16 protein-coding genes are annotated in these 18668 nt (G+C 62.3%); 4 read left to right on the top strand and 12 right to left on the bottom strand.

The genetic code is table 11. The features are described 5' to 3' along the window. Positions 1–7: 7 nt before the first annotated feature. Complete coding sequence (gene tnpC, locus HII33_RS07735; RefSeq protein ID WP_179394270.1) at positions 8–1537, top strand: IS66 family transposase; 1530 nt, start codon at positions 8–10, stop codon at positions 1535–1537. Positions 1538–1691: 154 nt separating this feature from the next. Here tnpC and rsgA read toward each other — a convergent pair whose 3' ends face one another. Further along, complete coding sequence (gene rsgA / locus HII33_RS07730) at positions 1692–2840, bottom strand: ribosome small subunit-dependent GTPase A (protein WP_179395232.1); 1149 nt, start codon at positions 2838–2840, stop codon at positions 1692–1694. A gap of 199 nt (positions 2841–3039) precedes the next feature. Between rsgA and HII33_RS07725 the strand changes: the two genes are divergently transcribed. Beyond that, the gene (locus HII33_RS07725) at positions 3040–3504 is read left to right on the top strand and encodes an RNA polymerase sigma factor (protein ID WP_179395231.1); all 465 of its coding nucleotides are present in this window, start codon (positions 3040–3042) and stop codon (positions 3502–3504) included. Continuing rightward, complete coding sequence (locus tag HII33_RS07720; RefSeq protein ID WP_179395230.1) at positions 3494–4396, top strand: sigma factor regulator N-terminal domain-containing protein; 903 nt, start codon at positions 3494–3496, stop codon at positions 4394–4396. The genes HII33_RS07725 and HII33_RS07720 overlap by 11 nt, the downstream gene beginning before the upstream one ends. 97 nt (positions 4397–4493) lie before the next feature. Here HII33_RS07720 and HII33_RS07715 read toward each other — a convergent pair whose 3' ends face one another. Both HII33_RS07715 and HII33_RS07710 read right to left on the bottom strand, forming a co-directional pair. Further along, positions 4494–6668 (bottom strand): Tex family protein, encoded by a 2175-nt coding sequence (locus tag HII33_RS07715; protein ID WP_179395229.1) that lies wholly within the window; start codon positions 6666–6668, stop codon positions 4494–4496. Between the two features lie 101 nt (positions 6669–6769). Next, on the bottom strand, positions 6770–7711 hold the full coding sequence (locus HII33_RS07710; RefSeq protein WP_179395228.1) for a helix-turn-helix domain-containing protein: 942 nt from the start codon (positions 7709–7711) through the stop codon (positions 6770–6772). 66 nt (positions 7712–7777) lie between these two features. On the opposite strand from HII33_RS07710, the gene HII33_RS07705 reads away from it, so the two are divergent. Continuing rightward, complete coding sequence (locus tag HII33_RS07705) at positions 7778–9334, top strand: ABC transporter transmembrane domain-containing protein (RefSeq protein ID WP_179395227.1); 1557 nt, start codon at positions 7778–7780, stop codon at positions 9332–9334. A gap of 199 nt (positions 9335–9533) precedes the next feature. Here HII33_RS07705 and HII33_RS07700 read toward each other — a convergent pair whose 3' ends face one another. The 9 genes from HII33_RS07700 to pheT form a co-directional block, all read right to left on the bottom strand. Beyond that, the gene (locus HII33_RS07700; RefSeq protein ID WP_179395226.1) at positions 9534–10562 is read right to left on the bottom strand and encodes a DUF6287 domain-containing protein; all 1029 of its coding nucleotides are present in this window, start codon (positions 10560–10562) and stop codon (positions 9534–9536) included. A gap of 182 nt (positions 10563–10744) precedes the next feature. Further along, on the bottom strand, positions 10745–11035 hold the full coding sequence (locus tag HII33_RS07695) for a HesB/YadR/YfhF family protein (protein ID WP_179395225.1): 291 nt from the start codon (positions 11033–11035) through the stop codon (positions 10745–10747). A gap of 16 nt (positions 11036–11051) precedes the next feature. Further along, positions 11052–11696: a response regulator gene (locus HII33_RS07690; RefSeq protein WP_179395224.1), complete on the bottom strand. Its 645-nt coding sequence runs from the start codon at positions 11694–11696 to the stop codon at positions 11052–11054. Further along, a complete protein-coding gene (locus HII33_RS07685) occupies positions 11689–12753 on the bottom strand; it encodes a sensor histidine kinase (protein ID WP_179395223.1) in 1065 nt (354 codons plus the stop codon). The genes HII33_RS07690 and HII33_RS07685 overlap by 8 nt, the downstream gene beginning before the upstream one ends. Next, positions 12750–13463 (bottom strand): cell wall-active antibiotics response protein LiaF, encoded by a 714-nt coding sequence (liaF, locus tag HII33_RS07680; protein ID WP_179395222.1) that lies wholly within the window; start codon positions 13461–13463, stop codon positions 12750–12752. The genes HII33_RS07685 and liaF overlap by 4 nt, the downstream gene beginning before the upstream one ends. A gap of 189 nt (positions 13464–13652) precedes the next feature. Continuing rightward, the gene (greA, locus tag HII33_RS07675; protein WP_179395221.1) at positions 13653–14129 is read right to left on the bottom strand and encodes a transcription elongation factor GreA; all 477 of its coding nucleotides are present in this window, start codon (positions 14127–14129) and stop codon (positions 13653–13655) included. A 135-nt stretch (positions 14130–14264) separates the two neighbouring features. Next, positions 14265–14903 carry a uridine kinase gene (udk, locus tag HII33_RS07670; RefSeq protein ID WP_179395220.1) on the bottom strand — a complete coding sequence of 213 codons (639 nt, stop codon included), beginning with the start codon at positions 14901–14903 and terminating at the stop codon, positions 14265–14267. A gap of 65 nt (positions 14904–14968) precedes the next feature. Further along, complete coding sequence (gene mltG, locus HII33_RS07665; protein ID WP_179395219.1) at positions 14969–16114, bottom strand: endolytic transglycosylase MltG; 1146 nt, start codon at positions 16112–16114, stop codon at positions 14969–14971. 139 nt (positions 16115–16253) lie between these two features. Further along, a complete protein-coding gene (gene pheT / locus HII33_RS07660) occupies positions 16254–18668 on the bottom strand; it encodes a phenylalanine--tRNA ligase subunit beta (RefSeq protein ID WP_179395218.1) in 2415 nt (804 codons plus the stop codon).

Raw genomic sequence — 18668 nt, 5'->3', positions numbered from 1 at the left:
TACGCCCATGGTCACTACGACTGAAGATCTGCTCAAACAGGCACTCGAGCAAAATCGAGAACTCATGAAACAAGTTCAGGCGCTCACCGAGCAGGTCGCGTATTTAACTCGGAAACTCTACGGCTCCCATTCGGAGAAGATGACCGATCCTAATCAGCTGTCTCTTCTGGGAGATAACAGTGTTTTTACCGACCCAGAGCAGACTGGGCAACAAAGCGAAGAAATAGTCGTAGTAAAAGCCAAGCGCAAGCCTAAAAGCAGTCGCGGTGAATCAATCGATCCAAAATTGCCCATCGAAGAAACCGTGATCACTCGAAAAAGTGAGCTGTGTGATCATGGTCATCAGCTGGCTAAAGTGGGCAAGCATCTCGTGCGTGAAGTGGTCCAACACATACCAGGCAGATTGTATGTTGAGCGTATCTTTGAAGAGACATACAAGTGTCCGGAATGTGAGCTCGAGGATGGTGTGAGTCACCTGTATCAAGGACAAGCGCCGCAGGCGTTGTTCCCGCACAGTCTCGCGACCTCGTCGCTAGTCGCTGAGTTGCTCTATCAGAAATACATGCTGGGTACACCGCTTTATCGTCAGATATTAGAATGGCGCCGAGCGGGTCTTCTACTCAGTGAGACGACCATGACAAACTGGGTAATCAACGCGGCAGAAATCGTCAGACCAGTCTATGACCTGATGCACGAGTACCTCCTGTCAGAGCGGTTCCTGCAAGGCGACGAAACACCGTTCCAAGTGCTGAGAGAACCGGGTAAGTCGGCAAAGAGTAAATCATACATCTGGGTAGAACGCAGTATTCGCCTCGCCGACCAGCAGGTCGTCTACTACGCTTATGGCAACACCCGCTCTGGTAAGTTCGCGCAGCGAATATACTCAGGCTATACTGGGGTCCTGCAGTGTGATGGCTATGCCGGATATAATCTTCTTGGCGACAGCGTCATCCGTGTTGGTTGTTGGGCGCACGTTCGGCGTAAATTCTACGACGACGCAGCGAAGGTTAAAGGTAAATTTACCAGCACGAAACCGCTAGAGCTGCTCAACCAGATGTTCCACCTTGAGACACAATGGGCGCTCTTATCACCGGCCGAGCGTCTGAAATGTCGACAGGCAGAACTAGAACCTCTGATTGATCAGTTCTGGGCTTGGTGTGATCAGGCCGCGCCGGCGCCGAAATCGCGACTGGGTGTCGCTCTGACCTACGCTTTGAATCAGCGGTGCATGCTTAATCGAGTCTTGGAGTTTGGCGAGATTGATTTGAGCAACAATGCATCAGAGCGGAACATGAAGTCCTTCGTGATTGGACGAAAGAACTGGCTGTTCGCCACCAGCCCAAAGGGGGCCGAAGCCAATGCGATCTGGATGACGATCGTTGAGACTGCCAAAGCCAACGGACTGGATCCACGAAGTTACATTGAGCGACTTCTGCATGGGCTGTCACAACTGTCTGCCTCACCAACGAGGGAACAAGCTGAGGCTTATTTACCTTGGAATCAGCATCTAAAGCCAGCAACTAGCGAAACCGCGTAAGCAATGAAGGGTCGCAATCCAAAAATAGGATTGCGGCCCTTCTCAGTTTGCAAGACGGTCGATTATTGGGTGCTTACGAACGCTCACGTAGAGCGGTGCGGCCACGGTTGCACCACGTCACGCGTCCACATCGCGCTGGGCGCGAGCGAGCCGGTCAGGACCGCTTGTGCCGCGCCGCTTTCAGAGTCGCCTTCATCTGCTTCTTGCTCCCAAACATCCGGTCGATCTTCGCGTTTTCACGCGCCCTGCCCCGCAACGTCAGGTTCTGAGCCTGCTCCGCCTCGAGCTGCTGAAAGCTCGCCAGGCGCGCCGCCGGCAACCTGCCGGCTCGGATCGCGGCCTGGACCGCACAGCCTGGTTCGTGTTGGTGGCGGCAATCCTTGAACCGGCAATCCCGGGCCAGTGCTTGGATGTCGTCGAACGTCGCCCCCAGGTCCGCCTCGACGAGCCCGAGTTCCCGCATTCCCGGCGTGTCGATGACCAGGCTCCCGTTGGGCAGGCGCATCAGTTGCCGGTCAGTGGTCGTGTGCCGCCCGTGCGCATCGTGGGCGCGAACGGCTTGCGTCGCCAATGCAGCGGTGCCGAGCAAGTGGTTGATCAGGGTCGACTTCCCCACCCCGGACGAGCCGATGAAGGCGTAGGTCAGCCGCGGTTGCATGAAGTCGGTCAGCTCGGCCAATCCGTTGGCCTGCGTTGCGTCGCAGACGATCACCGGGGCGGCCCCGGCGACCGCCGCGACGGCGGCCAACTGGTCCACGCGCGCGGTCGCCTGATCGGCTTTGGTCAGCACGACGGCGGCCTGCGCACCGGACGCGGCCGCAACGGCCAGGTAGCGTTCCAGCCGACGCAAGTTGAAGTTGCCGTCCAGGGCCATGCACAGGCACAGCCAGTCGATGTTGGCGGCGACGAGCTGCGCGTCTGTGCGCCGCCCCGCGCTTTTGCGGAGAAAAACAGTCTGGCGCGTATTCAGGCGCTCGATGGTCGCTGGGTCTGCGGCGTCTGCGGGCAGGCGCACCTGGACCCAGTCGCCCACGGTCGGATAGTCCTCCGGGCCCAACGCCAGGTTAGCGAAGCGCCCCGCGACTTGGGCCTGGAACTGCCCGGCTGCCGTGATGAGTGTGTAGTGGCGGTGACTGGTCGCGATCACGCGCGCCAGGGTCAACCCGCTGGCGACGGGCTGAGCGCCCGTCGCACCATAGTTTTCGATTGTCAGTTTGATGTCCTCCTTAGCGTGGAAGACTAGGCATTGTCTTCCTTCGGTGTCATGACGACCGCGATCACAATGCTCAGCATAGACCCTCACCCTTTCTCTCGGCGACTCATGCCGCCATTGCCTGACATTATACCAGACCGAGCCCGGGCGGTGCACGTCCGCTACGGCCGGGCGCTTGTCTTGCGCACGCCCGCATGGCATGCTTGGGGCAACTAGTTTTTTTGGCCGGACCCTGTCCCCTTTGGGTGGGGCTGATGCGTCTTACTATTGAGGAAAAAGGAGGGGTGGCATGGCAGGCGTAACCTTTGATGACCACTTGCTGGCGCTCGGGCGGCAAGTGGTCGCCCGACTCGCCGTGCGGGGCATCTCGCAAGCAGACGCTGAAGACGCTGTCGGGACGGCGTTTGAACGGATCTACCAACTGCTGCCCGAGCTGACGCTGACGAACCTAGACGGATGGTTCTACCGCGTCGCGTTGAACGCCTACCTCGACGCGTGGCGCCACCGGCGCAAAGAGGCGTTAGGCGCTGCTGTCCCGGCGGCTGCGGCCCCACCGCCCGCGCAGTTCGCGACCTTGATCGCACCGCTTAACGCGCGTGACCGGGAGATCCTCGCGTTGAAGTACTACTACGGCTTCTCGTACCAAGAGATCGCTTCGGCGCTCACGCTCAAGCCGGAGACCGTTAAGAAGCAGCTACAGCGGGCTCGCGCCCGCCTCAGACCTTACCTGGAGGATGATCACGATGGACCTTGAACACGCATTACGCCGAGCCAAAACCCGCCAACTCGTCAAAAATCTCGTTGGCGCCTTGCTGGTCGTCTTGCTGATCGGTGGCGGCAGCCTTGCGGTCGTCGACCGGCTGGCTGCCCACCAGATGCAACAGCTTTTCGATCAACTGCTGGTCTACCACCAAGTCGCCGAGCCCAATGTCGCCGTGAGCAACGAACAGTTGACCAACGCGGGGTTGGCCAGCGGTCAAGTCGTGACGAACGAGTACAAGTTGATCGCCGGGATCCCGGTCCCGTGGCGAACACTAACCAGCCAGTTCGCGACGCTATCTCACCAGGTGGATCAGACGATCGGGCATCGCCACGCGCTCAATGTCGGCGACACTGGCGCAGCGGACCAGACCCAGTCGTACACGCTGGACGGGCAGAAGATCGCCAATTTTTACACCGCGTCCACCGCCACGCTGCCCAATGAAGGGTTGCGCCTTGCAGGCATGACCAACACTTACGGGGAGCTGGCCCTGACCTTCGATGCCCCGCTGACGCTGGCGGAGATCAAGCACGCCTTGCCCCGGCAAATCACGCTGTGCTGGGGATACATCCTCGACGACCCGAGCACGGCCACCAATGGGCTTCAACACGTCGCCGATCCACTCGGCGTTGACCTGACGGCGCCACTCGACTACTCGGATTGGCGGCACTACTTGGCCCAGTACTGGCGATCATACGGCCCGCAGGACGCCAACGTGACCGCCTACCGCACCGCGATGGCTGCAACGGCCAAGACCGTCCGGTTCAAAGGCGTCATGGTCACCGGCAGCGCCGCGGCTTTGGTCACCGCGGCCAAGCTGCCGATCGTAGCGGGATCGAGCGTCGGCGTCACCGTCCAGCCCAAGCCCTATCAGCACCACGACTGATCACCCCGCGATCCGACCGCCGCGTCAGTCGCCCCCACGGCACGCAAAAAAGGCAACCGGCTGGTTGCCTTTTTGCGTGTCGCCCGCGCGGAACCGCTCACCCCGCCGGTGCGATCATGGTCAGTTGAATGCGATCGCGGGCTAGGTCGACGGATTCGATCCAGACCGACACGATGTCGCCGACTGCCACGATCGCCTTGGGGTCGCGCACGTACTGAGTCGTCATCCGTGAGACATGCACGAGCCCGTCGTGCTTGACGCCAATATCGACGAATGCCCCGAAGTCGACCACGTTGCGGACGGTCCCTTCAAGCGCCATCCCCGGGACTAGGTCGGTTATGCTCAAGACGTCTTGGCGCAACTGCGGGGCCGCCATGCGGTCACGCCCATCACGCCCCGGCTGCAACAGGCTGGTGACGATGTCGCGCACCGTCTCCGCCCCCACGCCGCTTGCGATCAGCGGCGCAGTGTCGACCAGCCGCAGCTTCGTCTGGGCGGCCTCGGTGCCGAGCGCGGCCGGGGCGACACCGGCCGCCTTCAGCAGCTGGCGGGCAACCGGGTAGCTCTCCGGATGCACATCGGTGTTGTCCAGCGGCTCACGGCCGGCAACGATGCGCAGGAACCCGACGGATTGCTCGAAGGCCTTGGGGCCAAGCCGCGGGACTTTTTTCAGCGCCGCCCGGCTCCCGTAGCGGCCGTGTTCATCGCGGTACTGCACGATGTTGGCCGCGATCGTCGCAGACAGCCCGGAGATGCGGGTCAACAGCGCCGCACTCGCTGTGTTCAGGTCCACCCCGACGCGGTTCACGGCACGCTCGACCACGCCGTCGACTTCGCTGGCCAGCGCTTTGGCCGGCAGGTCGTGCTGGTACTGCCCCACGCCGACCGCCGCGGGGTCGATCTTGACCAGCTCCGCCAGCGGATCCTGCAGCCGCCGGGCGATGCTGATCGCGCTACGCTGCTCGACGTGAAGCGTCGGAAACTCATCGCGCGCCGCCTGGCTGGCCGAATACACCGAGGCCCCTGCCTCGTTGACGATCACATAGTAGACCTCGCGATCCAGCTGACGCAACGCCGCCGCGACGAACTGCTCGGACTCGCGACTCGCAGTCCCGTTGCCGATCGCGACCACCGTGACCTGATAGCGCTCGATCAGGTCGATCAATGCCGGCATCGCGGCCTGCCGCTTGGCTTCCGGGGCCGGTTGGTGCGGGTAGATCACGGCTTGGGTCAAAAACTTCCCGTTCTCATCGACGACCGCCAGCTTACAGCCGGTCCGGTACGCCGGGTCGAACCCCAAGACGACCTGCCCCTTGAGCGGCGCTTGCATGAGCAGGTTGTAGAGATTCTGCCCGAACACTTGGATCGACTCGCCGGCGGCCGTGTCGGTCAGCGCACTGCGCGCCTCCCGCTCGATGGCCGGGCCGACGAAGCGCTTGTAGGCATCCTGGTACGCGGCTTCCACGGCGGCGGTGGCGGCGCTGGCAGGCCGCTGGCCGATCAGCTTGCCGTGGTAATAGCGAAAGATCGCCGCAGTGTCCACGTTGACTTTGACCGATAAGAGCTCGGCTTTTTCCCCGCGGTTGATCGCCATCACCTGCGTCGCAGATAGCTTCTTGAGCGGTGCCTCGAAGTCGTAGAACTGCTGATAGACTCCCTTCTCATCCAGTGCCTGCTTCTTGGGCCGCACGGTCACCCGCAGCGTCCCGGTCCGCGCCGTGGTGTTGCGGACCCAGTTGCGCCACGCCGCAATTTCACTGAAGCGCTCAGCCAACAACTCATGTGCCCCGTCAAGCGCCGCCTGTGCCGAGTCGACCCCCTTGGCAGCGGCGACATACCGCTGGGCTTCACGCAACACGTCGCCGCGCGGCAACGTCAGGAGCCAGTCCGCCAGCGGCGTCAGGCCCTGCTGTCGGGCGACCGCCGCTTTGGTCTGGCGCTTCGCCTTGTACGGCAAATAAAGGTCTTCCACCGCCTGAAGTTGGGTGCTCGCCAGGATCTGCCGTTCCAATGCGGGGGTCAGTTGCCCCTGCGCGTCGATCGCGTGGATCACCGCTGCCTGCCGCGCCTGCAAGGCCGCGACGCGCTGATAAGCCGCTTCGATCGTCTGGATCTGGACTTCGTCGAGGCTGCCGGTCATCTCCTTGCGGTAGCGCGCGATGAACGGGAACGTGTTGCCCGCATCCATCAGGGTCAGCACGGCGCTGATCTGCCGATCAGTGATGCCGGTGATCCCGGCACGAATGAGTTGAAGTGTTGGTTGATCGATCAAAGAAGCGTCCCTCACGTTCTTCTGGTAGTCGCGCAGCGCCAAGCGCTGCATGCCTCTCTATGTGTAACACAAAAGCGCCAAGGCGTCCAGGCAGGGCCCGCTCACGGCTCGTGCCCACTGTGCTCATGGACGCGCAGCGGCCCGCCAAACTCGGCCAGCGCGGCCGTCAGCCCCGGAAAGACCGCATCGGTATAATAATCAGCCGCATCGCTCAACGCCGCTGCCGGTTGCCGGCGCTGCATGCGCGCCATGGCCCCGAGCTCCTCACGCCGCCAATGCGCATGTACGCCCATCGCAGTCAGGATGTGCCGCCGGTTGTCCACCAGCCCATCGGCCAAGACCCGGTCGCCCAGCTGCCAGACGCCTAGGATCAGCGGCTGGGTCTGCTGGTACAGCGCCGCCGCCCCGCGCTCAGGGTGCAGGAGCGCCAGGTAGAAGCGACTGTTCAGGCGACTGAAGCGATCGTCCGCCGGCAGGCTGAGCGCCTGCTCGAAAGCTTGCCGACTGCGCGCCAGCTGGCCGCGCACGGCGTAATCGAACCCGCGAGTCGTCCACATTCCCGTCGCCACGCGCTGATAGCCCGGCACGGCGCGATAGACCTGAAGATCGCGCCACAACCGGTCACGGATCGACTCCCCAACGCTAGGGTCAAACAGCCAGCTGGCGGTCATCAGCTGCACGATGTCTCGCAACGACAGCACACTGGCCGTCAACGCATACTGACGCAACGTGTCATGCTCGGTCGCCGTCAACTGCCAATCCGGCCATTGGGCCAGCTTCGCGATCACCGCCTGCGCACTGGCCTCAAGGGCCGGCTTGACCGGGGGCGCCACGGTCTGGTGCGCGCGCTGTGCGTCAAACTCACTCAATGTCAGCCCGAGCCGCGCGATCAACGGAAATAAGGCGTCTAAGCGCGGGGCGTTCTCCCCATTTTCAAAGCGGATCGCCTGCCGTGGCGATAAGACGTCGGCGTAAAAATCTGCCTGGGTGATGCCTTTCATCTGACGCAACCGCCGCATCGTCGGCCCACTTTCATCTGCCATTTTTGTCACCCCTTCTACTGCGCTCAGCATAGCAGACTATGCTGGGTGATGAAAGGTGGGATCGATATGTTTCAACTGATACGCCGGCTCTACTCGCCGCACCGCAGGCTCGTGGTTGCCTTACTATTAAGTGCCCTGGGCCTGAGCTTCGATGGGATTGTGCAGCCTTACGTGATCGGCCATTTCACCGACGCGATGGCTGCCCATCAGCTCAAGCAGGGGCTCACCCTGTTAGGCGGGTGGGCCATCGCCCTCGTCTTCCTCGTCTCGTTCAACTACGCCTACAATTATTGCGTGGGCCAAAACCGCCGCGCCTTGAACCTCGACTTGCGAATGCTGGTGGCCCAACACGCTTTGGCCCCGAGCAACGCAACGCAGTCGAGCAGCCAGTTCACCGCGGTGATCTTCAACGACATCAAGCAGATCGAATCGGCGTTTGTCGACTCGCTGGGCATGATCGTTTTTTGTAGCCTACAAGCCCTGCTCACGTTCGCCTTCATCCTAGCCACTAACTGGCGGCTCGGCCTGCTCTTCGTCAGCTTCGGGCTACTGCCCAGCCTAGTCCCTAAGTTCACCGGTGCCTGGCTTCAGCGCGGCACCATCGCCTGGCAGACCGCCAACCAGCGCTACACGGACCAGTTGGAGGAGACCTTGAACGCCAGACCCCTGGCGCGCACCTACCAGCTCGATAGCACGCTGCTCGACCGCCTGCACCATAGTCTGGCCCGCAGCGAGCACCGCTATTTTGCGATGAATCTGCGTCAGAGCGGTGCCAGCACCCTCGTCCAGCTCCTGTATGACGTCGCCTTTCTCGTGCCGCTGGCGATCGGGGCCTGGCTCGTCTTTCACGGCCAGTTAACGATCGGTGCGCTGCTCACCCTGAACTCGGCCGCAGATCGCGTCACCGCGCCCCTCGTCAGTATCGCTCAGTATTACAACCGGTTGACCGCGGCGCGTCCACTCCTCGATCAGGTCCTCACCGCGCCTGTTGCCCCGCAGCCCTACCCACTGGCCCCGGTCGGCCCACCGACGCAACTCACCTGGACCCACGTGACAGTCGGCTACGATCACCCACTGACCCCACCGCTAGACTTAACGATCACCCAAGGGGCGCACTGGCTGATCCAAGGTCCATCAGGGAGTGGCAAGTCGACTTTGCTGCAGACGCTCGCAGACACCTTGCCGCCACTCAGCGGCACACGCGCTCACGCCACGCGCTGGGCCGAGCAGATCGCGCTGGTGGCCCAGACGCCCTTTTTGTTCCACGATACGTTACGCTTCAACCTCGCGCTGGGTCGCCCGGTGACCGACGCGGACTTGCAGGCAGCCCTGGTGCAGGTCGGCCTGCCACACTTGGTGGATCAACTCGCCCTGGTGCTTGGCGCCACGGCCCGCCCGCTATCCGGCGGCGAACTCAAGCGGCTCGAAGTGGCCCGCGCCCTACTCACGCACCGCCCCATCCTGCTGGTCGACGAAGGCTTGAGCGGATTAGATCCCCACACCGCCGCGCAGCTCCAGGCGGTCTTCCAACGCTTCAGCGGTACGCTGATCCAGGTGGAACACCATATCGATCCGGCAGCACTCGCGACCTACGATCACGTCCTCACGCTTCAGCCGCTGTGAGTCGCCCCGCTCAGCCGCTAAGTCAAGCAACCCGCGCACGCCAGGCCAGATACTCACCACTTTGACACTAAAAAGGCCATCAAACCGGATGTCGATCGCCACTTTGATGGCCTTTTCAGCTAATTATTGGGCATTCGCCGCTTGCAGGACCCACGATCAACTTCTCGCGCGCCCGCCACAGCGGTTGGGGCCGGCACGCTCACTGCCGGTAGTAGGCCTGCGGGGCAAACCCGCCTTGACCGCCACCGAGGATCATCCGGTCGCGCGTCACATCGGAGTCATCCGCCGTGGTCGCTTGTACCCCCTTGGGCACGAGCAGCAGCGGGTCGAACTGCTGAAACGGCTGGCTTGCATCCCAGTAGCCCAGGGTCGCCATCAGTGTGCGCCCGACCGTCGTGTCCGTCGAGTCGAACATCACGAACTGGTGGTGGTCGTCCTGGTCGTGGTTACTGATCACAACGCCGATGTCGCTGCCCGTGTTGTCGAAACCGGCGGGACGCTTCTGCGTCTCAGTCGTCACCACGAACCGCCCCCCATCGGCCGGATTGACCCACGTGCCGGCCAGGCTCGTGTAGTTCCCGGCCGCCAGCTGCTGTAGGTCGAGCCCCTGGATCGCGCGGCGCCGGGCAGCCGTGAGGTCCTGGGCGAAGATCTGCCGCACCGAGTTGTTGCTGGTCCAGACCTCGATCAGGTTCTCCTGATTGGTCGCATCCCCAGTCAGCGCCTTGAAGTCCGCAGTCGCGCCCTTGGGGTAAAAATTGACCGCCCAGTTGATCGCCACATGCGCCGCGTCGGCTAGGGTGCCCAAAAGCGCCGCCCCTTTGCGCGTGTAGGTGAGTGCGTGCGTCCCGGCGCTGTCGGTCAGGGTGGTGCCCTTGAGCGTGATCTCGCCGGTGCTCAGCTGATCCGCCGTGACGGTCAGGTGCCCCCCGCCGCCGGCCTCAAGGCCCGGGGTCGTCCCGTCGCGGTAGTTAGCGGAGAAGCCGATCGGCGTCCACTGCCCCTCGAGGCTGCTGAAGTCCCCCCGTTGGATCGCGGCAAGTTGCATGCCGGCGCGAGGCTTTTTGGCCTGAGGCTGACGGGGCTTGCCTTGAGTCGACTGACGCGTCGCCGTCTTCGGCTGCGGCGTCTGCTTGGTCGTCGGTCGGCTGGTCGCCGGCGCGCCACAGGCCCCCAGCATCGCCACCGTACCCAGGATCAAAGCGGCTTGAATCGTTCGTTTGCTCATCTCTGTTGTCTTGGCCGCACGCGGCCACCCTCCTCGTTCGCGTGACGTTCCCTCTCATCGTACGGGCGCCACGTGCCCGGCGCAAGCGCCGTCCGCGGCTTTTGGTCTGATCCTTGCATTTATGTAACACAAAAACACTGGGGCCCATTGCGGTCCCAGCGTTTGCGTCTATCGGGTTGGGCCTACCGCTCGCTGAAGTGGTACGCCGGCTCGTCGTGGGCCACGTCCACTTGCATCGCGAGGTGGTCGAAGAACCAGGCGTCCGGCTCAGCAATGTAGTAGGTCACGCCGTCTTTGAGGGTTGTGGCAACGGCATCGTCGAGGCTATCGTCTCGCGTCATGCCGACGGAGAAGCCGTCGTGCACTTCAGTTTTGCCGTAAACTTTGCCAAAAAACCGGATGCCACTCCCTGTCGCCGGGAGCGCCAATTCTTGGCGGAACCACTGGCTGGCCGCATCGGTGATCGTTAACATGGCGGGGCCTCCTTCGTTAATCAGCGTCCTTCTTGACGAGCCCATGGGTGAAGGCGTAGATCGCCGCTTGGGTACGATCTTCGACTTCCAGCTTCGCCAGGATGTTCGAGACGTGCGTCTTGACCGTCTTGAGCGTGATGAAGAGCTCGGTGGCGATCTCCTGGTTGCTCTTGCCCTTAGCGATCAGCATCAGGACCTCCCGCTCGCGGTTGGTCAGGTCATCGTACAGCTCGGGCTTTTGCTTTTGGGTCAAGCGATTCATCATCTTGGTCGTCACCTGCGGCTCGAGCACCGACTCGCCTTGCGCGGTCTGGCGGATCGCACTGGCGATCTCCTCGGCCGTCGCGGTCTTGAGAATATAGCTCGCGGCCCCCGCCTCAATGGCCGGGTAGACCTTCTCATCGTCGATGAAGCTGGTCAAAATGATGATGCGCGCCTCTGGCCAAGCGGCAAGGATCTTCTGGGTCGCGGTAATGCCGTCCATGTTGGGCATCACCAGGTCCATCAAGATCACATCGGGGCGCAGGTCGAGCGCCATCGCCAGCCCCTGGGCCCCGTCTTCGGCTTCACCGATCACGGTCAGGTCTGGTTGCACCCCGAGGTAAGTGGAGATGCCGAGGCGCACCATTTCGTGATCGTCTACAATCAATACATTAATCATTCGCGACTTCCTTTGATAGCGGGACCCGAATTTCGACGCTGGTCCCCTTTTTCGGGAACGAGATCACCTTAGCGGTGCCGCCCACACTGGCGGCGCGCTCGGTGATGTTCGACAGGCCGTAACTCCCGGTCGTATTTTCGGTCTTGGGGTCAAACCCCACGCCGTCGTCCACCACGCGCAGGATCACGTTGGTGTCGACGCGGCGCAAGTACACTTCGAGCGACTGCGCCTTGGCGTGGCGCAGCGTGTTACTGAGCAGCTCCTGCACGATCCGAAAGAGGTTATCTTCGACCGCCGCCGGCAGGTGAACATCCGCCAGCTCCCACTCGATATGGATCTTGATCTTGGTCTGCAACTCCTGCAACAGCGCGATGATCCCTTCACGCAGCGACTTGCCTTCCAGCGTGGTCGGGCGCAGATGCAACAGCAGGGCGCGCATCTCGGCTTGGGCCTCGTTGATCACACTTTCGATCGTCTTGATCTGCTTGAGCTCTGGCGCGTCCGGCGTCGTCGCGTTGACCACGCTGCGCAGCGCGGAGAGCATCATCATCGCCGCGAACAGCTGCTGCGACACGGAGTCGTGCAACTCGCGTGCCAAGCGGTGACGCTCCTGGGTCAGGATCTCCTCCTTGGATTCCCCCCCGACCAGGATCGGGGTGCTGGAGTAGCGCTCGATCTCATGCTGTAAGCGTATCATTTTTTGCCGCAAGGCTTCAAGTTGTTCTGCGACATCTTGGCCAAGCGCCGCATTGGCTTGCGTCGTACGCGCAAGCACCGGCGCCTCGTACTGGCCGGCGACCAGCTGCGTCAACCGGCGCGAGAGCTGGTTGTGCTGGACACGCATCAGACTATATGTACTGATCGTGACGATCAGTGCGACCAACACGGCCCCCGAGATCAGGTAGGCGAGGATCGGCCCGGCGAACACCGGCGTCATCAGGATCGTCAAGAACCCTTGCGTGGTCTTGGTCGTGACCAGGTAGACGATCCCCGCCTCCAGCGCGCCGATCAGGATCAGGGTGAACAGGAACTGCCACACGATGCGGTGAGGTTTCATACCGACAGCACCTCCAGATCACCGACGATCACATTCGTGATGATGTGAATGCGCCGACTCGCCGAATCGTAATCCGGGCTGTAGTGCTTCACGGCTTCATTGTGCAGCGAGAGCTCCACCCCGTCAAGCGTCAGATCACCGATCACCGCGCTGTGGTCGACCAGCACGCCAACACCGACTGGGACGAGCACCCGGGTCTTGCCGAAGCCCTTCCGGATCACGATCGTGTTGTCCCCGGTCGGCAACAGTGTGTTGCCGAGGTCGACGATCGTGTCCCCGGCGGCCAAGGTCATGTTGAGGTCATCCCACTCGAACACCCCACTGCCGATCGTCTCGTCACCGAACCAGGCGTGGCGCTTGCGCGTGCCGCCCTTCTCCATCGGTGTCTTCGCGCGCACCGCCACGTACTGCTTCTTCGCCCAGGGCATCACGCGATCGTGCTGGCTGCCGGAGAAAAAGCGCAGCAGTGCGATCAGCGCGATGAACAGCATGACCCAGACCGTCGGGTTGATGAACACCGAGACGACCATCAAGACGGTCCCGAGCGTGAGCCAAAACGTCCGCCAGAAGCGGCCCTTCAGCCCCAACAGCAGCGCGCAGCTCCCGAAGATGACCCCGATCAAAGAAGACGGGTTCGTCACGGTTTGGAACCCCAACAAGAGCAGTAGGCCGAGCTCGATCAGCCAGAATAGTTGCCAGCGTCGTTTCATCGCGGCCTCCTTGAATGATTGATGTCCCCATTATACGGCATGGGGGTGCCGTTGGCTTAGGCCTCGCGACTGATTTTGCCCGTTCCGCCTGACGCCAAAAAGCCGCGGCTCTGCCGCGGCTTGCGTCACTGGTGCCGACGTCTGCCGCTAGCCGACGCTGATCGCATCGACTAATCGGCATGGGTCGCCTTAACCTTCGACCTTCGTGATCTTGATGGTCATATCCCCACCAGGGGTCTGCACCGCCACGGTGTCGCCGACCTTGTGGCCGATCAGGCCTTCGGCGATCGGGCTTTCGTTCGAGATCTTGCCGTTGAACGCGTCCGCTTCCGCCGCGCCGACGATCTCGTAGGTCTCTTCCTCGTCGTCGCCGACTTCTACGAAAGAAACCTTCTTGCCGAGGCTGACCTCATCGGCGGCCACGGCGTTGGCATCGATGATCGTCGCGTAACGCAGCATGTTCTCGACGGTCACGATGCGCGTTTCCAGCGTGGACTGCTCGTCTTTAGCCGCTTCGTACTCCGAGTTTTCGGACAGATCCCCGAAGCCGCGGGCGATCTTGATCCGGTTGATCACCTCGGGCCGCTTGACGGTCTTCAGGTTCTCCAGCTCTTCTTCCAGCTTCTGCTTGCCGGATTCTGTCATTGGGTAGCTCTTATCTGCCATCTTTATTCTCCTCTACGCCCCGAGACTAGCGCGAAGGGGCGGGCCTGCGCCCGCCTCCTACGCTGGATCCCAGCGCTGATCTATGTGTATTGCCAATCAACTATGTTAGAAACATTGACGCCGAATGTCAACAGATTAATTCTGCAACCCGCGCGTCGCCAGGATATCCTTGATCTTCGTCACCAGCAGGTCGATGGCCACGGTGTTGCGGCCCCCTTCCGGCACGATGATGTCGGCGTAGCGCTTGGTCGGTTCGATGAACTGGTGGTACGACGGCTTGACCGTCTTCAGGTACTGACCGATGATGTCATCCAGCGCCCGACCGCGCTCCTTCATGTCGCGCCGGATGCGGCGGATGATCCGGATGTCGTCGTCGGTGTCGACGTAGACCTTGATGTCCATCAGGCTGCGCAGCTCCTCATCGGCGAGGATCAAGATCCCCTCGACGATGATGACGTCCTTGGGCTCGACGTGCACCACGTCTTGGGACCGGTTGTGGTCCGCGTAGTCGTAGACCGGCTTATCGACGGCCTGCCGCGCGATCAACTGGCGCAGCTGCTGGTGCAGCAGTGGCGTGTCGAAGGCCAGCGGGTGGTCGTAGTTGATCTTACGGCGCTCCTCGAAGGGCAGGTCGCTGTGCTTGTAGTACGAGTCCTGTTCGAGCAAGAGCAGCGAGTGCCCCGAAAAATGGTCGAAGATCGCGCGGGACACACTGGTCTTCCCGCTGGCGGAGCCGCCGGTGACCCCGATCACGATTGGTTTTTGAACGGTCATGCGTTAATTAGCCTCCAGGTCTTGGTCTCACAAAACGGGGCGCGAAGTCGCGCCCCGGGTCACGGTCAGTTGCCGTTATCGGCGGCGAACTGCTGTGTGTTGATATTATGCTGCTGCAGCGTCTGCGCGTACAAGATCTCGCCAGTCTTCAGATTCCCAACGAAGTACAGGTAGTCGAGCGACCGGTCCTTCGGCGCCAGCACCGCGCGGATCGACTGCTCGGATGGCTGGTCGAACGGTCCGGGCCCAAAACCGGCGTGGACGTACAGGTTGTACGGTGAATCGACGCTGGTGTCCTTGTTGGTCAGGAGCGTCTTGTGCGTGTTGAGCGCATACATCACCGCGACGTCGGACTGCAGTGGCATCTTCACATCGAGGCGGTTGAGGAAGACGCCGGCGATCTTCTGCCGGTTAGTCTCGTCGACCGCTTCGCGTTCGACCAGACTCGCCAAGGTCAGCACTTCTTGGACGGAGTAGCCCTTCTGCTTGATCGCGGCGTAGTACGGCGTCATCACCTGATCGGTCTTGGCGACCATCTCCGTGATCAGCGTCTCTGCGGAGGTCTCGGCGTCCACCGTGTACGTCGCCGGGAAAAGGTAGCCTTCCAGGCGGTAGCGCACGCCTTGCGCGGCCTGCGCGCTCTTCAAGAGCTTCGGGTACTTCTTGACCAACCGGTTGAAGAACGTGTCGTCCTTGAGTGCGGCGATGAAGGCTGCCCGCGTCAGGCGCGGGTTCTTCTTCGCCAGCTTTGCGACGTTGTCTGCAACCTCTTCGGCGGTGACCCCTTCATTGACCAGAACGGTCCCGATCGACCGGTCGGCCATCGCCCCCCCGCGCAGTGCGGTCAGGATGTCATCAAAGGAATCGGCCTTGGTAAAATCGTAGTCCCCCGCCTGAAAGCTAGGCACGTTGTGAAACTTGACGTAGAACTTGAAGATCAAGGCGCTTTTGATCACACCGCGCTTTTGAAGCACCGTGCCGATATCCCCGGTGCTCGCACCGCTGGGGATCGTGACGGCGATCTTGGTCTTGGACTCGGGGTCCAGTGGCTGCAAGGCGCTGTGCACGTACAGGCCGATCAGGAGCCCGACGATGACGACGATCGACACCAGCACCCCCACGATCCACTTCACTAAGTTGCGCGATGCGCGGCTGGTGACCAAATCGGCTTCACGCCGTGGGTCTTGGTTCGGAGACTTATCCACTCCCATGCCCTCCTCAAAAAAATTACTGGCCCCATTATACAAAACCCCGCCGCAAAATGCGACAGGGAGTTAGGACAGACCGCGCCGACCCGCAAGCGGACAACGGCACGGCGCGTCTGCCCAGGCCGTTAAGATTTCGTCAAACTTAGCGGATCTGCGCGGCGAGCTCCTGAGTCAGGGCGGCAACGACCTTAGCGAAGGCCGCATTGACCTCGTCTTCTGTCAGGGTCTGATCGTCACGCCGGTAGGTCAGCGTGTAGGCCAGACTCTTCTGGTCCGCTGCCACCTTGTCGCCGACATAGACGTCGAACAGGTGACTCTCCTGCAAGTACTTGCCCCCGACCGCCGCAATCACGGCCTGGATCTGCGCATTCGTCACGTGCGCTGGGACCTGGACCGCGATGTCGCGCGTCACGCTCGGGAACTTCGGCGCCGGTGCCGCCTGCATCTCACTGCGCGGTGCGGCCATCAAGGCGTCGAGGTCGAGCTCGAACACAAAGGTCTGCGGCAGGCTGTTGGCTGCCTCATACGCGGGGTGCAGCCGTCCGATCAGACCGATCACCTGCGTGCCGAGCATCAGGGTCGCGCTTTGGCCCGGGTGCATCGCCGGCTCATCGGTCAAGGCGACGTATTGGACCGGCGTCTCGAGACGGTAGTCCGCCAGAAGCGCCTCGACGACGCCCTTCACAGCGTAAAAATCGACCGACTGGGCGGCTTGATGCCAGTTCTTCTGGATCAGCTGACCGCTCAAGGCCCCGGCGACGTACTCGTGCTCGGCAGGCCGCGTGTGGCCGGCGGTACGCAGGAAGACACGCCCTTGCTCGTACAAGGCGAGGTCCGTCTGCTTGCGCGCGACGTTATACGCCACGGCGTCCAGCAAACCGCTGACCAGGTTGCGCCGCAGCGTCTTGTGGTCTTCGGTCATCGGGAAGGCCACACTGGTCGCTTCAGCCGGCGTCAAGGTGAACGCCGCCGCCTTGGTCGGGCTGGTCAGCGCGTAGCTGATGATCTGGGTCAAGCCCAGCCCTTCCAACAGCTTACGGGTCCGCCGGATGCGGGCCTGCGTCGGGGTGAACTCCCCGATCGTCATCGTGGTAGTCGGCAGTGTGCTCGGCAGGTTGTCATAGCCATAGATCCGGGCGACCTCCTCGATCAAGTCGGCCTCGATCGCGATGTCCCAGCGCCGAGTCGGCACAGAGACTGCGAACAGCCCGTCGGCAGCCGTGACGCCGAAGCCCAGCCGCTTGAAGATCGCGCTGACCGTCTCTTCATCCAGCGCGGTGCCGAGCACATGGTTGATGCGGGACAAGGAGATATCCACCACCGTCGGCGTCGCGTCGATCGCACTGGCCGACAGCGTCCCGGTGGCCACCTCTCCGTTGCCGAGGGCGGCCATCAGGCGGGCCGCCTCATCCAGCGCCGCATTGATACTGCCCACGTCGATCCCTTTTTCGAACCGGGCGGAGGCCTGCGAGCGCAGGTTGTAGCGCAGCGCCGTCTTGCGGACGTTGACCGGGGCGAACTTCGCCGCCTCGATCACGACCGTCGTTGTCGTGGCGGTGATCTCGGAATCGAGCCCCCCCATCACGCCGGCCAGCGCGATCGGCTGCTGGCCGTTGGTGATCACAATGTCTTCGGGGTCCAGCTCGTGCGCATTGCCGTCTAGCGTCGTCAACGCCTCGCCGGCGGTCGCACGCCGCACTACGATCTGCTGGCTGCCCAGCTTCGCATGGTCAAACGCGTGCAGCGGCTGGCCGTAGCCGAGCATGATCAGGTTGGTCACGTCAACGATGTTGTTGATCGGCCGGATCCCGGCGTTCCACAACCGCCGCTGTAGCCACAGTGGGCTGTCTTGGACCGTCACGTGATCGACCACGCGCATCTGGTAGGCCGGCGCGTCGGTCGGGTCGGTGACGGTCGCCGTCAGGTAGTCGGCGACCGGGCGGCCCTGCTCGACGACCGGCTGGTCATCAAAGTGTGGCGTCGTGTTGTAAGTCGCGCCGACCTCCCAGGCGACCCCACGCATCCCTAAGGCGTCCGCACGGTTCGGGGTGATCTCAAAGTCTAGGATCGCATCATGCATGCCCAGCGCCTCCAGCGCATCGCTCCCCGGCGTCAGCGGCTCGTCGAAGACATAGATCCCGGCGTCAAACGACTTGGGGGCGATCGAGTCCGAGAACCCGAGCTCCTGCAGCGCACAGATCATGCCGAGACTCTCGACCCCGCGCATCTTGCCCTTCTTGATCTTCTCGTTGCCGCCGATGCGGGCCCCTGGCAGCGCAACGATCACGGTCTGCCCAACGGCGATGTTCGGCGCACCGCAGACGATCTGGCGCAGCGCACCTTCCCCGACGTCGACCTGCGCGACGTGCAGGTGGTCGGAATCCGGGTGGTCGGCGAGTTCAACGACCTTACCGACCACGACTTTTTTCATCTTCTGGTCGTCGGGATAGCGCACCGAGTCGACCTCGATCCCCGTGCGGGAGACCTTGTCCATCAGTTCTTCTGGCGTGGCGGGGACATCCACCAATTCCTTGAGCCAAGCGTATGAGACATCCAT

The sequence above is a fragment of the Lacticaseibacillus absianus genome (assembly GCF_013407595.1).
GTDB lineage: Bacteria > Bacillota > Bacilli > Lactobacillales > Lactobacillaceae > Lacticaseibacillus > Lacticaseibacillus absianus.
The sequence above is the reverse complement of the archived record's forward strand: the minus strand, read 5'-3'. Positions and strand labels throughout refer to the sequence as shown.

Coding starts and splice junctions, on each gene's coding strand:
- tnpC (WP_179394270.1), top strand. CDS start 8: ATGGTCACTACGACTGAAGATCTGCTCAAACAGGCACTCGAGCAAAAT.
- HII33_RS07725 (WP_179395231.1), top strand. CDS start 3,040: ATGGCAGGCGTAACCTTTGATGACCACTTGCTGGCGCTCGGGCGGCAA.
- HII33_RS07720 (WP_179395230.1), top strand. CDS start 3,494: ATGGACCTTGAACACGCATTACGCCGAGCCAAAACCCGCCAACTCGTC.
- HII33_RS07710 (WP_179395228.1), bottom strand. CDS start 7,711: ATGGCAGATGAAAGTGGGCCGACGATGCGGCGGTTGCGTCAGATGAAA.
- HII33_RS07705 (WP_179395227.1), top strand. CDS start 7,778: ATGTTTCAACTGATACGCCGGCTCTACTCGCCGCACCGCAGGCTCGTG.
- HII33_RS07700 (WP_179395226.1), bottom strand. CDS start 10,562: ATGAGCAAACGAACGATTCAAGCCGCTTTGATCCTGGGTACGGTGGCG.
- HII33_RS07695 (WP_179395225.1), bottom strand. CDS start 11,035: ATGTTAACGATCACCGATGCGGCCAGCCAGTGGTTCCGCCAAGAATTG.
- HII33_RS07690 (WP_179395224.1), bottom strand. CDS start 11,696: ATGATTAATGTATTGATTGTAGACGATCACGAAATGGTGCGCCTCGGC.
- HII33_RS07685 (WP_179395223.1), bottom strand. CDS start 12,753: ATGAAACCTCACCGCATCGTGTGGCAGTTCCTGTTCACCCTGATCCTG.
- liaF (WP_179395222.1), bottom strand. CDS start 13,463: ATGAAACGACGCTGGCAACTATTCTGGCTGATCGAGCTCGGCCTACTG.
- greA (WP_179395221.1), bottom strand. CDS start 14,129: ATGGCAGATAAGAGCTACCCAATGACAGAATCCGGCAAGCAGAAGCTG.
- udk (WP_179395220.1), bottom strand. CDS start 14,903: ATGACCGTTCAAAAACCAATCGTGATCGGGGTCACCGGCGGCTCCGCC.
- mltG (WP_179395219.1), bottom strand. CDS start 16,114: ATGGGAGTGGATAAGTCTCCGAACCAAGACCCACGGCGTGAAGCCGAT.
- pheT (WP_179395218.1), bottom strand. CDS start 18,668: ATGGATGTCTCATACGCTTGGCTCAAGGAATTGGTGGATGTCCCCGCC.